Genomic DNA, 14098 nt, shown 5'->3' with positions numbered 1-14098 from the left:
CTCAATAAGTCACTCGAACCTTTCCGGCAGATGATGCTCCTCGGCAAGGTCGGAGAAGCGGGTGAACTCGCCCTGGAAGGCAAGGCTGACGGTGCCGGTCGGTCCGTGGCGCTGCTTGGCGATGATCACTTCGGCCTTGCCCTGGACCTCGATCATCTTCGCCTCCCAGGCGAGGTGCTCGGGCGTGCCTTTCTCCGGTTCCTTGTTCTTGATGTAATATTCCTCGCGGTACACGAACAGCACCACGTCGGCGTCCTGCTCGATCGAGCCCGATTCGCGCAGGTCCGACAGCTGCGGATGCTTGTCGTCGCGGCTTTCGACCTGACGCGAGAGCTGCGAGAGGGCGATGATCGGCACGCCAAGCTCCTTGCCGAGCGCTTTCAGTCCGGTGGTGATCTCCGTGATTTCCTGGACGCGGTTCTGCGACGCCTTGGCGGATGAACCCTGCATCAGCTGGATATAGTCGATGACCATCAGATCTAGCCCGCGCTGGCGCTTGAGGCGGCGGGCGCGGGCCGCGAGCTGGGCGATCGAAATACCGCCCGTCTGGTCGATGTAGAGCGGGCGCTTGTGGTTCTCCTGCGTGTAGGCGACGAGCTTACCGAAATCGGCTTCCGTCAAATCGCCGCGCCTGATCTTCGACGATGGGATCTCGGTCTGCTCGGAAATGATGCGGGTGGCCAGCTGCTCGGACGACATTTCGAGCGAGAAGAAGCCGACGACGCCGCCATTGGCCGCCTTGACGGAACCGTCGGCCTGCTGGGCCGGCTCATAAGCGGCGGCGATGTTGTAGGCGATGTTGGTGGCCAGCGACGTCTTGCCCATGCCCGGGCGGCCGGCGATGATGATCAAATCCGATGGCTGCAAGCCGCCCATGCGGTGGTCGAGATCGCGCAGGCCGGTGGCAATGCCGGACAGGTGGCCGTCGCGCATATAGGCCGCGCTGGCCATGTCGACGGCATTCTTCAACGCATCGGAAAAACTTTCGAACCCGCCATCGTAGCGGCCGTTTTCGGCCAGCTCGAACAGGCGGCGTTCGGCGTCTTCGATCTGTTCGCCGGGCGCCATGTCGACCGGCGCGTCATAGGCGATGTTGACCATGTCCTCGCCGACGGTGATCAGCGCGCGGCGCGTGGCAAGGTCATAGATGGCGCGGCCATAATCGGCGGCGTTGACGACGGTCACCGCCTCCACCGCCAGCCGCACGACATATTGCGCCATCGTCATGTCGCCGACCTTCTCGTCGGCCGGCAGGAAGGTTTTTAGCGTTATCGGCGTCGCGACCTTGCCCATGCGGATGAACTCGGACGCCACCTCATAAATCTTGCGGTGCAGCGGCTCGTAGAAATGGCTGGCCTTGAGGAAGTCCGAGACGCGGTAGAAGGCGTCGTTGTTGACGAGGATGGCGCCGAGCAGCGCCTGCTCGGCCTCGATATTGTTTGGCGCTTCACGATAAAGCGGTGTTTCCGCGACGCCGAATTTTCGCGCTGCCTCTGCCATGATATCCCCGATTTTGATCCCGACCTTCGATATCAGAACGAGACGAGTCGATGCTGACCTTTCTGCATCACTGCGCGACCAAAGAGCCTCGATGCCCGTTGTTCACAGGAACGACCAGTCGTCCACAGGAGAGTATGCGCGCGCCCCGATTCCGATTGACTCGACAAGGCGCTGATTCGTATCTGACTCGTCAGAACAAAGCAAGAACAGTTACGCTGTTCATATTGCGGCTTTGTCCAGCCTGTCGCCCCAGCCCAGCCGCCGGGCGAGCTTGAAATCGGCGCCGTCGCGCTTGGTGAACAAGCGCTCGGCGGCAGTGCCGTCTTCCCTGCAAAGCTTGAGCAGAACCTTGCCGGAGCCGGATTTCGGCGGCGCAAGAACGCGTGCCTGGTGCGAAGTGGGCGCGTCTCGGGAAGCCGCGACATAGATGAACTTCTCGTCTTCCCAAGGCACGTCGGCGTCCTTGGCCAGCCGGTGCAGGCGCGAGCGGGCGACGCGGCGGGAAAAATGGCACCAGTCCGGCTGGGCGAGCGGGCAGGGCGCCTGATGCGGGCAAGGGGCAAGCACATGCGCGCCCGCCTCGATCAGTTGTCGGCGCACGGCAAGTATTCGTTGCCATCCGGCAGGGGTGCCCGGCTCGACGATCAGCAGCGTGTCGGCGGTGAGCTGCCAGAGCCGGTCGATGAGCTTCTGCAGCGAGGCCGGGGCAATTTCATCCAGCACATAGGCGCACGTCACCAGATCCGCTGGCTCGAGGCCGGCAAGATCGATGGTGACGTCGCCGGCCAGCCAACTGGTCTGGGCGAAAATCGCGTCGCCCGCTAGCGCCTCGCCCACCTTGCGCACCGCCGCGCTCGCTTCCAGCAGCACCGCCTGTTCGAGATCGGGCCACTGGTCGGTCGTGGCCCAAAGCACCGTACCAGGGCCGGCGCCGACATCGAGCAGGCTCCTGGGCTGAAAGTCGGGCCTGGCGTCGCTCAGCGCGTCGAGGCTGGCGCGGATCGCGGCATAGGTCGCCGGAAGCCGCGTCGTCAGATAGGCCTTCACCGCCAGATCCTCGGCCATGTGCAGGCGGCCGTCGCGCAACTCGGCACGGTAGCGGTCGGACAGCATCTTTGCCGCTTGCTTGAGCACCGCCAGCGGAATGTTTTCGAGCAGACGCTCGACACCTTGGCGAAGTTGGGCCGGCAGTTCCATCTCACGCGCCCCGCGGGGCGAGAAGGATCACCGAAGCGCCTGCAATGCAGAGCGCCGCTCCGGCAAAATCCCAGCGGTCGGGGCGCACACCCTCCACCAGCCGCAGCCAGCCAAGCGACGCCGCGATGTAGATGCCGCCATAGGCGGCGTAGGCGCGGCCGGCGGCGTTCGTGTCGACCAGCGCCAGCAGGAAGCCGAACAGCGCGAGCGAGGCGAGACCGGGGAGCAGCCAAAGCGGCGACTTTTCCAATCGCCACCAGGCCCAGAACGAAAAGCAGCCGGCGATCTCGGCCAGGGCGGCAGCGGCATAGAGGACATAGGTCATGAAAAAGGTCCCGAGACGATCACGGGACCTTTTTCAGTGCAGGCGCCGACAATGGCAAGCGGCAATGCTTATTCCGGATCCGCAACCTTGCGGCGGCGAGCTGGCTTGGCGGCGGGGCTCTTTTTGACCGGCGCCGTTTCGCGATGCCCCATATCACGCATCTCAAGCGCCTTCTCGCACTTGGCCATGTAATCGCGTGTCATCGGCAGCGTGTCGTTCTTCTTGGTGATCTGGATCTGAAAGATGACCAGATCCTGCCAGCGGAAGGCTGCTTCCGAGGCCGCCAGGTAGAATTCCCACATACGGCAGAAGCGCTCGTCATAAATCGCCTTGGCCTTGTCGCGGTTGGCGGCGAAGCGCTGGCCCCAGTGCTTCAGCGTGTCGGCATAGTGGAGCCGCAGGATTTCGACGTCGGTGACGACCAGGCCCGATTTCTCGATCGCCGGCATGACTTCCGAAAGCGCGGGGATGTAGCCGCCCGGGAAGATGTATTTGCGGATGAAGGCGCTGGTCGCCCACGGCACGCCGGAACGGCCGATCGTGTGCAACAGCATGACGCCATCCGGCTTGAGCAGCATCGCGCTCTTGTCGAAGAAGGTACGGTAATGGTTGACGCCGACATGTTCGAACATGCCGACCGAGACGATGCGGTCAAAACGCTCGTTGAGCTCGCGGTAGTCCTTGAGCTCGAAATGCACGCGGCTTTCCAGCCCTTGGGCGTGCGCCCGGTCGGTGGCGACGCCATGCTGCTCGGTCGACAATGTCACGCCCTGCACGTCGACGTCGAACGCCTTGGCGAGGTAGAGACCGAGCCCGCCCCAACCGGAGCCGATGTCGAGCACCGTCTGGCCGGCTTTCAGCCTGAGCTTGGCGGCGATATGGCGTTTCTTGGCAGCCTGCGCTTCGTCGAGCGTCATGTCCGGCTGTTCGAAATAGGCGCAGGAATACTGCATGTCGTCGTCGAGGAAGAGTCGGTAGAGATCGCCTGACAGATCGTAGTGGCGCTGGACGTTGCGGCGCGAGCGCGAAGCGGTGTTGATCTGCTGCAGGCGGCGGAAGGCGTGGCGCAGGCCTTCTATGGCTTTCGACCATGTGGCGTCGATGCCGCCGCTGCCCATATTCTGGAAGGCGATGCGCATCACGCCCAGCACGCCACCTTCGAGAATGTCGAGTTCGCCGTCCATGTAGGATTCCGGAACCGCCAGCATCGGATCTAAGGTGATGGCGCGCTCGGCATGCGCGGTCTTGATGTGCATGTGCACCGGTTCGCCGCTGCCGTCGCCGAAAACCACCGTCGCGCCCTTGGGGCCGGTCACCTTGAGATTGCCGGTGCGCACCAGGCGGTCGAGAACGCGCTTCAACAGAATATTCATGACCAAATGTCCCCTCTCGGCCAGACAGGCTGTCTTGGCGCGTAACCGCGAAAATCGGAATCGATTTCGAGGAGCCTTGCGCCGAGCCAAAGTTCACAACGTCACTTGCGCGACCAAAGGACGCGCGACGCTATAGTCTGCAACAATATATAGGGGTTCGAAAAGTTCCATTTGGCACAAAAATGCCCGGGCAAGAGGCCCGGGCATTGGTCCAGTATGGCTGGATGCCGGCAAAGTGATCGGAGCACAGCTCCAAACCTCCGCGACGTATGATCAGGCGTTGTCTTCGCCACCCTCGAATTCGGTGTTCGGGTCGAAGAAGTTTTCCGGCCGGGCATTGTCGTTGATGTCCTCGCCATAGATGGCCTCGGCGGTGGTCAGTGTCTCGCCCTTGGCCTGGCGTTCGGCTTCGTCGGCCGTGCGGGCGATGTTGAGCGTGATCGTGACTTCGACTTCCGGATGCAGCGCGATTGCCACATTGGTGACGCCGATGGTCTTGATCGGCTGGTTGAGCAGGATCTGGTTGCGGTTGATCGAAAAACCTTCCGCCGTCAGCAGATCGGCGATGTCGCGGGTCGACACTGAACCGTAAAGCTGTCCGGTTTCACCAGCGGAGCGAACGGCGATGAAGCTCTTGCCGTCGAGCTTTTCGGCGACTTGGGCAGCTTCCGACTTGCGCTCGAGGTTGCGGGCTTCGAGCTGGGCGCGCTGGCCTTCGAACTTCTTCTTGTTGCCTTCGTTGGCGCGCAGCGCCTTGCCCTGCGGCAGCAGGAAGTTACGGGCAAAGCCGTCCTTGACCTTGACGGTATCGCCCATCTGGCCGAGGCGGGAAACGCGTTCGAGAAGAATGACTTCCATGGTTTTGTTCCTTTGGTTGGGCGCCAATCGATCGATGAGGTCGACGCCGAATGTCTCTGGAACAGGTCAGGAAGCTTGAGCGCCTGGGGCGCTGGTGTCGCTGTCCTGCCTGTCGCGGCAGTTAGAGGTTTTTGACCTCAACCCGGGATTTGACGTTCAACCCTGCGGCGCCCGTCGCCGTGGGAGAAGAGCGGGCGGCGAACCGCCCGCATGCTAGATCATGATCCCGAAAAGTGGATACCGGTTTTCTCGGACAAACGGAAACCGTTTGTCCAGAGATCATGGTCAAACTAAAAGTCTCAGCGAACCACGTAGGGCAGCAGGCCGAGGAAACGGGCGCGCTTGATCGCCTTGGCGAGTTCGCGCTGCTTCTTCTGGCTGACCGCGGTGATGCGCGACGGCACGATCTTGCCGCGCTCGGAAATGTAGCGCTGCAGGAGACGCACGTCCTTGTAGTCGATCTTGGGCGCGTTGGCGCCGGAGAACGGGCAGGTCTTGCGGCGGCGATGGAACGGGCGCCGGGTCGGGATCTGATTGATGTCGACCATTATTCTGCACCCCCTTCAAAGCCTTCGCGCGGACGGCGCGGACCGCGATCGGCACCGGCGTCGCCGAACGAGCGCGGCGGACGGTCGCCACGATCACGGTCGCCGAACGAGCGTGGACCACGATCGCCACGGTCGCGATCGCCGAAGCCGCCGCGTTCCGAGCGCTCTTCGCGCTTCTGCATCATGGCTGACGGGCCTTCCTCATGCGCCTCGACCTTGATGGTCAGGAAACGCAGCACGTCTTCGGACAGGCCCATCTGGCGCTCCATCTCGTTGAGCGCGGCCGGCGGGCAATTCAGGTCCATCAGCGTGTAGTAAGCCTTCCGGTTCTTGTTGACCCGGTAGGTGAGGGACTTCAGTCCCCAGTTCTCGACCCGGCCGACGGACCCGCCATTCGCGGAGATGACACCCTTGTACTGTTCGACAAGCGCATCGACCTGCTGCTGCGAGAGGTCCTGCCGGGCAAGAAACACATGTTCGTAAAGAGCCATTATGTCTTATGCCTTTCTTCGTTTCTCTCCCGGTTCCCGGCGGCAAAAGCCTCTGCAACTTCTCTGACCCGCAAAATCGGGGAAGAAAGGAGCATGACGAGACGGTCGAGAGCGGAGACACGGGAGGCGGAAGCACTTCTGGCATCACACGGAGGTTTTCGAAAAAACCTCCGGCCCTCCGTTCAGCCCCCAGCTAGGACCGGCAGATTGCGGGCGTCTATATAGCAATCCGGCGGCAAAGCAAGGGCAGACGACGTCCTCCGTGTCGCAGGCGGCGAAAAATCAAGTAGCAACAACGGCAAGGCTTCCGGCACCCACGCCTTGACCACGCTATCAGGTTGTGCGGAGTTGAGCCTCCACCGCCAACCGCACGCTTTACAGCGCCTGTGCTTCGGATCCGAGCGACTATTATGCCGTAAACGATCCGATCAAACTGCCGAACGTGTTCCTGCGGATCGCCAACAAGTTCACGAAGCTGCAATTGACGAAATGAACGCCCGACCGAACGGTCGAACCGGGTCCAGAAGGACAAGTCTGTTCAACTCGCCAGTCTGTTCAACTCGCCAGTCTGTTCAACTCGTATGGGCGACAACCTTGTCGACCGTTTCGGGGAAGAAGTCGGGCGCCGCGTGGCGTTTGCCGAACATCATGTCGTACTGCAACAGGCGGAAATCGCGGATCGCTGGATCGATCTCTTTCTGCCGCTCCCAATCGGGCGTGGCCTCGCCAGCCGGCGTCAGCAACAGGTTGCGGTCGACGACGCGGTAGCGCTCGCTCATCTCGCCCAGGAAGCCAGTGTAGTAGGGATGAGTGATGCCGGCCGTCTTCAGGATATGATAGGGCAGGAAGGCCGGGCTGACGGCGCCGATGTCTTCAGCCGGCCCGGTGCGGTTCGACCAGATGACCAGCGGCGTCTCGTGGTGTTCGAGGGCCGCCTCGGGCGACGCTTCCTTGCGCGGCGCGACATTGTCCTTGAGGAAGCCGGTTTCGACATAGACCGGCCCTAGCGGCGGCAGATGGTCGCCGAAGAAGGCGATCACGGTCGGGCGAGAGCGTTTCTTTGCCCATTCGACCAGGCGTTCAAGGCCGCGATCGGCGTCGGCCGAGCCCTCGGCGTAGCTGAGCAGCGATTCGCGCGCCCACTGGCTGATCGGCGCCTGCACCGTGTGCGTCGGATTGTAGTAGCGGTTCGGCTCGTACGGGCCGTGGTTTTGCAGGCTGACGGCAAAGAAGAACACCGGCTCGTCGCTGGCGTCGGCCTCGCCGATGATCTCGTCGGTCATCGCCGCGTCCGATGCCAGCGGCCCGCGCTTTTGCATCGGCGGCAGCGTCTCTTCCGACTTGAAATCGTTGAAGCCGAAATCAGCGTAGACCGCGCCACGGTTCCAGAACCAGTTCGTGCCGGGGTGGATGGCGCGCGCCCGGTAACCCTGGCTCTTGAGGAAGGTTGCCAGCGAAGGCGTCGGCGTGCGCACATACTGCTGATAGGGGATGCTGCCGGCAGGCAGGAACGCATTGGAGAAGCCGGTCAGCGCCTCGAACTCGATGTTGGCGGTCATGCCGCCGAATTCCGGAGAGAACATCGAGCCCGAGCGCAGCGCCCGCACATTGGGGATCGGATCGGGCTTGATGGTGACGCCGGGCAACTTGGTCGGATCCCAGAAGGATTCGCTCATGACGATGATGATGTCGGGCTTCTCGGCCGGCACCGAGGCGGTCACATCAGGCCTGCCGATCGCCGCGATCGCCTTGTCGGAATAGCCCGGCGGGGCCGAGACATGCGCCATCGGCACATTGAGGGCAAAAGCCAGCGCAAAGCCGTTGGAGGCATAGTTCTCTTTCTGGTCCCACATGATCGGGATGATCTGCAGCCTGTCCCTGGTCCAGGAGAAGGTGGCGTAGTCCATGATCGAGACGAAGAAGGCGAGCAGCGGCACTGCCAGCGTCAGCCGGGCAAGGCGTCCCTTGCGGCTGAGCGCCGGCACCTTGCGGCGCCACAGCCGCCAGCCATAGACGAGCAGCGACAGGCCGGCGACGATGCCTGCGACCATGGCGAGCGCGGTCATCGGCCGGTCGCGCACCAGGAGCGGCAACAGCGCGAAGATCTGGCGGGCATAGAGGAAATCGGTCGGATAGAGCGGATCGCCGAGATAGTGCGACTTCTGGTGACCGACGAAAGCAAGGGAAAGCGTCAGCGGCGCGACGATCATGAGGCTCTGGTGGCTGCGCCCAAGCACCGCATCAAGGCCGATCAGGATCAGCGCAAACACGACAATGGTGGTCCAGCCCGGCTTGAGTGGCTGCAGGAAGAAGGAGATCGTGCCGGCAAAGTCGCCGCGCACGATCAGCTCGATGGCAAACACCAGGATTGCAGCGATCGCCAGGCTGACCAGCCCATAGCGCACGACCGGCCATCTCCTGCCCGGCAGGTAGCCGGTGGAGGGGTCGTCTTCCAGGAACTGCGGCGCGGCCGTACCGGCGCGTTTCGAACTCTTTGCCACTTTTGATTTCCCCACCCAGCGACAAACATGTCACTCGGTTGTCATGGAACTGTCACCCAATGCTAGCGCCTGTGGCCAAAATAAGAAGAGCCAGCAAACGAATCGTGAGCGGTTTTCATCAGGAGTGATCGCCAAAAAGCTTTTCGGAACAGGCACTCGGCGTGTGACACTGCCGTCAGGAAGGGTTGAAGTGGCTTGACTTGGCGGCCCGCCTTGCGTCACAGGCAAGCAAAACTCGTCTACCAGGCAAGCAAAACGAACCCTTGGGAGCCCTCGCATGGCCGTTGCATTCACCTTTCCTGGACAAGGCAGCCAGGCTGTCGGCATGGGCAAGGATCTCGCCGACGCCTTTCCGGAGGCGCGCGGGATTTTCCAGGAAGTCGATGACGCGCTCGGCGAAAACCTGTCGAAGCTGATCTGGGAAGGACCGGAAGAGACGTTGACGCTGACCGCAAACGCGCAACCGGCGCTGATGGCGGTGTCGCTCGCCGCGATCCGGGCGCTGGAATCGCGTGGTTTGTCGCTGAACGGCAAGGTCGCCTATGTCGCCGGCCATTCGCTGGGCGAATATTCGGCGTTAGCCGCTGCTGGCTTCGTTTCGATTGCCGATGCCGCCCGGCTCTTGCGCATCCGTGGCAACGCCATGCAGGCGGCGGTGCCGGCCGGCGAGGGCGCGATGGCGGCGATCATCGGACTGGAACAGGCCGATGTCGAAGCTGCCTGCGCCGAGGCCGCCGAAGCGGCCGGGCAGGGCTCTGTCTGCCAGGTGGCGAACGACAATGGCGGTGGCCAACTGGTCATTTCCGGTGCAAGAGCCGCGGTCGAACTGGCGGCGAAACTTTGCACCGAGAAAGGCGCCAAGCGCGCGCTGATGCTGCAAGTGTCCGCGCCCTTCCACTCCGCGTTGATGACGCCCGCGGCCGAGATCATGCGCGAGGCACTTGCCAGCGTGACGAAGGCCGCGCCGGTGGTGCCCATCGTCTCCAACGTCACCGTCACCCCGACCAATGACCCCGACGAGATCGCGCGGCGTCTGGTCGAGCAGGTGGTCGCCCGCGTGCGCTGGCGCGAAACGGTGGAATGGCTCGGCGCAAACGGCGTCACCACGCTTTACGAGATCGGCGCCGGCAAGGTGCTTTCAGGATTGGCGCGGCGCATCAACCGCGACATCGCCACCGCGTCGGTCGGCTCCGCGGCCGAGGTCGACACGGCGCTGGCAGCGTTGAGTTGACCTACACACACCGGACTTGAAATCCCGACGTCATGACGATACATGAATACATGTATTCACAAGGAGAGTGGTATGCCGACCTCGATCCGACTTGCTCCCGAAATCGAAGAACGCTTGGATTTTCTCGCGACCAAGACCGGCCGGAGCAAAGCTTACTATCTACGTGAGCTTATCGAACGCGGTCTTGAGGACATAGAGGACTATTATCTCGCGGCCGAGGTCCTGGAACGGATCAGACGCGGTGAGGAGGATGTCGTGAAGCCTGAGGACTTCTGGCGTGGCCTGGACGCTTGAATATGCCCGCTCGGCGCGCAAATTCGTCGAAAAGTTGGATCCGCAGACACGCAACCGAATTCGCGACTTCATCGAGAACCGTATCGCCGCTCTCGACAATCCACGGGAGGCTGGCAAACCGCTGAAGGGTCCGCTTGCGACCTTTTGGAGGTATCGGGTTGGGGATTATCGAATTATCTGTGATGTGCAGGACAGCCGGCTCGTAATTCTGGTGGTGACGATAGGCCATCGCGGCGACGTTTACAGATAGCCAATTCGCGGGCTGTCCGATTTGAGAAGAGGATTGAGACATGTTCGAATTGACTGGCCGAAAGGCGCTCGTCACCGGTGCATCGGGCGGCATCGGTGAGGCCATCGCCAGGGTGCTGCATGCGCAAGGCGCGATCGTTGGCCTGCATGGCACCCGCGTCGAGAAATTGGAAGCGCTAGCCACCGAGCTTGGCGACCGGGTCAAGCTCTTCCCGGCCAATCTGTCGAACCGCGACGAGGTCAAGGCGCTCGGCCAGAAGGCGGAGGCCGATCTCGAAGGCGTCGACATCCTGGTCAACAACGCCGGCATCACCAAGGACGGGCTGTTCGTGCGCATGTCGGATGCCGACTGGGACACCGTGCTCGAGGTCAACCTGACCGCCGTGTTCCGGCTGACCCGCGAACTCACTCATCCGATGATGCGCCGCCGCCACGGCCGCATCATCAACATAACCTCGGTCGTCGGCGTCACCGGCAATCCCGGCCAGACCAACTACTGCGCCTCCAAGGCCGGCATGATCGGCTTTTCCAAATCGCTGGCGCAGGAGATCGCCACCCGCAACATCACCGTCAACTGCGTCGCCCCGGGCTTCATCGAATCGGCGATGACCGGCAAGCTCAACGACAAGCAGAAAGAGGCGATCATGGCGGCGATCCCGACGCGCCGCATGGGCACCAGCGTTGAAGTCGCGTCCGCCGTCGCCTATCTCGCCTCCAACGAAGCCGCCTACGTCACCGGCCAGACCATCCATGTAAATGGCGGCATGGCGATGATCTGACCGGAAGTGGCACGATGACTAGGCGGAGAGGTTCAGCTTGAATTTTCCCGCGCTGCTCGTCCTGCCTCGCCGGGCAATCATATGATTTGTCAGCAAGGTTTCTTCGATGGGCTTCGACATAAAGAACCCTTGAGCGCGGTGACATTGTTCAGCGATCAGAAAATCTAGCTGCGCTTCGTTTTCCACCCCTTCCGCCACGACTGTCAGACTGAGCGAATTGGCCAGCGCTATGATCCCTCGCACGACATTCTGCTTTTTCGGGGACGATGCCAAATCGCTCAAGAAGGATCGGTCGATCTTCAATTGATCCAGGTTGAAATCGGCGAGATAGCCGAAACTCGCATAGCCAGATCCAAAATCGTCGAGTGCCAAACTGACTCCGATGTTTCGAATTTCGGTCAGGATATCCAAAGCGCTTCGGCTGTTCTGGACAAACACCCCTTCAGTGATTTCCAGCTGCAGACGTGACGTCGGCAGTCCCGTTTGTCGCAACACTTCAACCAGGTGGGTGAAGTACACGTCGTTCTGAAGACTCTTGCCTGAGACATTTACCGAGCAGACAAAGTCCTCCGAGCAAATGGGCAGCCACTGTGCTGCCTGCCGGCAAGCCTTGCTCAAGACCAACTTGTCGAGTTCCAATATCAGGTCACTTCGTTCGGCTGTTGGAATAAACGACATCGGCGGCCGAATCGCCCCTGAGATCGGGTCGCGCCAGCGCACCAAGGCCTCGGCGCCGGTCATGCGGCCGGTTGCCAACTCAAATTGTGGTTGCCAGACCAGGAAGAATTCGTCGCAATTAAGCGCTCGCTTGATTGCGGCCTCTTCGCCAAGCTGCACATCGATTTGACTGAGGATTGCAGGCGAAAACGTCACCAGGCCGGCCCGCCCCTGGGCCTTTGCGGCATAGAGAGCGCTATCCGCGTTGCGCATCAAGGTTGAAATGTCCGCACCATGCTGCGGAAAACTGGCCATGCCGATGCTTGCGCCAACTCGAACTTGATGGCCTTCCAACTCGGCAAACCCATTCAATCGCTCCCGAAGACGATTGCCGAGACCTTTTTCGGCCGAATGCGTCACTCCAATCTCGATGACCGCGAACTCGTCTCCGCCCAATCGAACCGCAAACACATCGTCGGGGCGTTCGATCAACTGCAGGATTTCGGCGACGGCTTTCAGCAGGAGATCACCAACGTGATGGCCGAACGTATCGTTCACGTTCTTGAAATGATCGAGGTCGATCAGGTAAAGATGGAGTTGCTTGCCAGCTAGCTTTGCGCGATCCAGCAAATCGTCTCTATTGGCTGACATCCAGGCACGGTTCTTCAAACCAGTGGTCGCGTCACGCCAAGCCAGAAATTCCAGTTTTTTTATGGTCTCACGACGGCCAATAAGCAATACGGCGGTTCCGATTGCAAGTAGCGACAAAATCGCCAGCGCGAAGGCTATCTGATAATTAAATCTATTCAGGCTGATTTCCGAGGCGTAGAGATCGGCGTTTACCTGTTCGCCGAATTTATAATACTCATCATTCATTCGGGCTACGATCTGATCAAGTTCCAGCCCCATTTCCTTCAATCTGATTCCATCGAGAGGTAGCCCGGCCGCGATCAGCGCATCAATCCGCGTCACCGAGTCGTTGACGCGCGGCACGATCCCCGCATAGGCCGGAATTTCGCGACTCGTTCCACTGCCGTCGACCCGCTCGAAGCGGACATAAACCAGATCATTTGCCGCCAGTAACTGATCGAGGCTTGCTGCGGACGTGGGAGCAGCTTGAGCGAGCGAAATCATATCCCGCAAATGCGTTACGTCGCGTATGGCGATGTGGAATTCGCGGATGGCGAAAAACCCGAACCGGGGCAGCGAGGACTCTATCTTGCTGATGCTGAGAAACAACATCGTGATCAAGATGCCCGAACAGGCCACGGCCGCGGCTATGGCTGTCCCGTATGTAACCGGAACTCGCCAGCCCCTCTTTCCAAGCCTTGCCATCAAGGTCACGCGGAAGCTCAAACTAGCTGCCGGATTCAATCGCCTTGATCAGCCAGACCCATCGTGGTTTGCGAATCGGCGTATCGAAACCAGGATAGTCGTTGAGGGGGTATACGAGCCGGGTAGGACCCTGGGTGCGTCGGGTCAGTAACTTTCCGTCCTGTCGCGTGGCGAGCAGGAGAGGACCGTCGGTCCAGTCCTCTCTCGGAATTATCTGCACATAGTCGTCGACGGCTCGCAGAACCACAGAATCCTTGCCCTCCAATCCAACCAGCTTGAGCACATCGCTGAACAGGACACCTTCAAATGTAAGCTGGCCGCTTTCGAAAGGGCTTGGGGTAGTGATCCTATAGAGGCCGAGCTTCTCCAGTTGCCTCAACGTGATCGGAGTCGATTCACCGTTCTTCTGGATATTGAAAGCAACCGTGTCCGGCGGTTCTGGGAGCTTTATGGATTCCAATGCCCGCGCAGGCAGAATGCCAAGTGCGAAAACCGCCAGGAAGATTAGGCAGCGCTTGATCGTCAGGCGTCTTTTATTGAGCAAGGATGACATGCGTCCACTCCTTTTCTTATTATCGCAAGAAAGCGCCACCGTCGCCGAGGCACCATTTCTTGACGGAATCATTAACGCTATCATGGCCGAGTAACTTTTCAGTTAGCGGCCTATCTCCAATGTCGATTTTCATCTGGCTGTCGTTGGCATGCGCAGGAAGCCCGTTTCGGACCGGTTCGCGTCTGGAACAATGACCCTAATCGACCC

General features: G+C 60.9%; 14 protein-coding genes. 4 read left to right on the top strand and 10 right to left on the bottom strand.

The window, feature by feature from the left end:
* Window positions 1-9 precede the first annotated feature (9 nt).
* From NKH03_RS04580 to NKH03_RS04545, 8 genes are all read right to left on the bottom strand, one after another.
* On the bottom strand, window positions 10-1500 hold the full coding sequence (locus tag NKH03_RS04580) for a replicative DNA helicase (protein WP_352967307.1): 1491 nt from the start codon (window positions 1498-1500) through the stop codon (window positions 10-12).
* A gap of 219 nt (window positions 1501-1719) precedes the next feature.
* Window positions 1720-2697, bottom strand: a complete 978-nt coding sequence (locus NKH03_RS04575; protein ID WP_352967305.1) for a small ribosomal subunit Rsm22 family protein — start codon at window positions 2695-2697, stop codon at window positions 1720-1722.
* Window position 2698: 1 nt separating this feature from the next.
* Window positions 2699-3022, bottom strand: a complete 324-nt coding sequence (locus tag NKH03_RS04570; protein WP_352967303.1) for a YnfA family protein — start codon at window positions 3020-3022, stop codon at window positions 2699-2701.
* Between the two features lie 68 nt (window positions 3023-3090).
* Window positions 3091-4395 carry a cyclopropane fatty acid synthase gene (locus NKH03_RS04565; protein ID WP_352967301.1) on the bottom strand — a complete coding sequence of 435 codons (1305 nt, stop codon included), beginning with the start codon at window positions 4393-4395 and terminating at the stop codon, window positions 3091-3093.
* Window positions 4396-4668: 273 nt separating this feature from the next.
* Entirely contained in the window at window positions 4669-5253 is a 585-nt protein-coding gene (gene rplI, locus NKH03_RS04560; protein ID WP_352868186.1) for a 50S ribosomal protein L9, read from the bottom strand.
* A 299-nt stretch (window positions 5254-5552) separates the two neighbouring features.
* Entirely contained in the window at window positions 5553-5801 is a 249-nt protein-coding gene (gene rpsR, locus NKH03_RS04555; protein WP_006203718.1) for a 30S ribosomal protein S18, read from the bottom strand.
* Window positions 5801-6292 carry a 30S ribosomal protein S6 gene (gene rpsF / locus NKH03_RS04550; protein ID WP_352868182.1) on the bottom strand — a complete coding sequence of 164 codons (492 nt, stop codon included), beginning with the start codon at window positions 6290-6292 and terminating at the stop codon, window positions 5801-5803. The genes rpsR and rpsF overlap by 1 nt, the downstream gene beginning before the upstream one ends.
* A 572-nt stretch (window positions 6293-6864) precedes the next feature.
* Window positions 6865-8793 (bottom strand): LTA synthase family protein, encoded by a 1929-nt coding sequence (locus tag NKH03_RS04545; protein ID WP_352967299.1) that lies wholly within the window; start codon window positions 8791-8793, stop codon window positions 6865-6867.
* Between the two features lie 277 nt (window positions 8794-9070).
* On the opposite strand from NKH03_RS04545, the gene fabD reads away from it, so the two are divergent.
* The 4 genes from fabD to fabG all read left to right on the top strand — a co-directional run bounded on the left by fabD (window position 9071) and on the right by fabG (window position 11346).
* Window positions 9071-10024: an ACP S-malonyltransferase gene (gene fabD, locus NKH03_RS04540; protein WP_352967297.1), complete on the top strand. Its 954-nt coding sequence runs from the start codon at window positions 9071-9073 to the stop codon at window positions 10022-10024.
* Between the two features lie 72 nt (window positions 10025-10096).
* The gene (gene relB / locus NKH03_RS04535) at window positions 10097-10318 is read left to right on the top strand and encodes a type II toxin-antitoxin system RelB family antitoxin (RefSeq protein ID WP_352868173.1); all 222 of its coding nucleotides are present in this window, start codon (window positions 10097-10099) and stop codon (window positions 10316-10318) included.
* On the top strand, window positions 10302-10568 hold the full coding sequence (locus NKH03_RS04530; protein WP_352868170.1) for a type II toxin-antitoxin system RelE family toxin: 267 nt from the start codon (window positions 10302-10304) through the stop codon (window positions 10566-10568). The genes relB and NKH03_RS04530 overlap by 17 nt, the downstream gene beginning before the upstream one ends.
* Before the next feature lie 40 nt (window positions 10569-10608).
* Complete coding sequence (gene fabG / locus NKH03_RS04525; protein WP_352599135.1) at window positions 10609-11346, top strand: 3-oxoacyl-[acyl-carrier-protein] reductase; 738 nt, start codon at window positions 10609-10611, stop codon at window positions 11344-11346.
* Between the two features lie 18 nt (window positions 11347-11364).
* Here fabG and NKH03_RS04520 read toward each other — a convergent pair whose 3' ends face one another.
* Both NKH03_RS04520 and NKH03_RS04515 read right to left on the bottom strand, forming a co-directional pair.
* On the bottom strand, window positions 11365-13245 hold the full coding sequence (locus tag NKH03_RS04520; RefSeq protein ID WP_352967476.1) for a putative bifunctional diguanylate cyclase/phosphodiesterase: 1881 nt from the start codon (window positions 13243-13245) through the stop codon (window positions 11365-11367).
* 115 nt (window positions 13246-13360) lie between these two features.
* Window positions 13361-13891 (bottom strand): putative pterin-binding protein, encoded by a 531-nt coding sequence (locus NKH03_RS04515; protein WP_352868167.1) that lies wholly within the window; start codon window positions 13889-13891, stop codon window positions 13361-13363.
* Between the last annotated feature and the right edge of the window lie 207 nt (window positions 13892-14098).

The organism is Mesorhizobium sp. M1406 (assembly GCF_040317555.1).
Taxonomy (GTDB): Bacteria; Pseudomonadota; Alphaproteobacteria; order Rhizobiales; family Rhizobiaceae; genus Mesorhizobium.
This window is presented reverse-complemented; position numbering and strand designations above follow the sequence as displayed.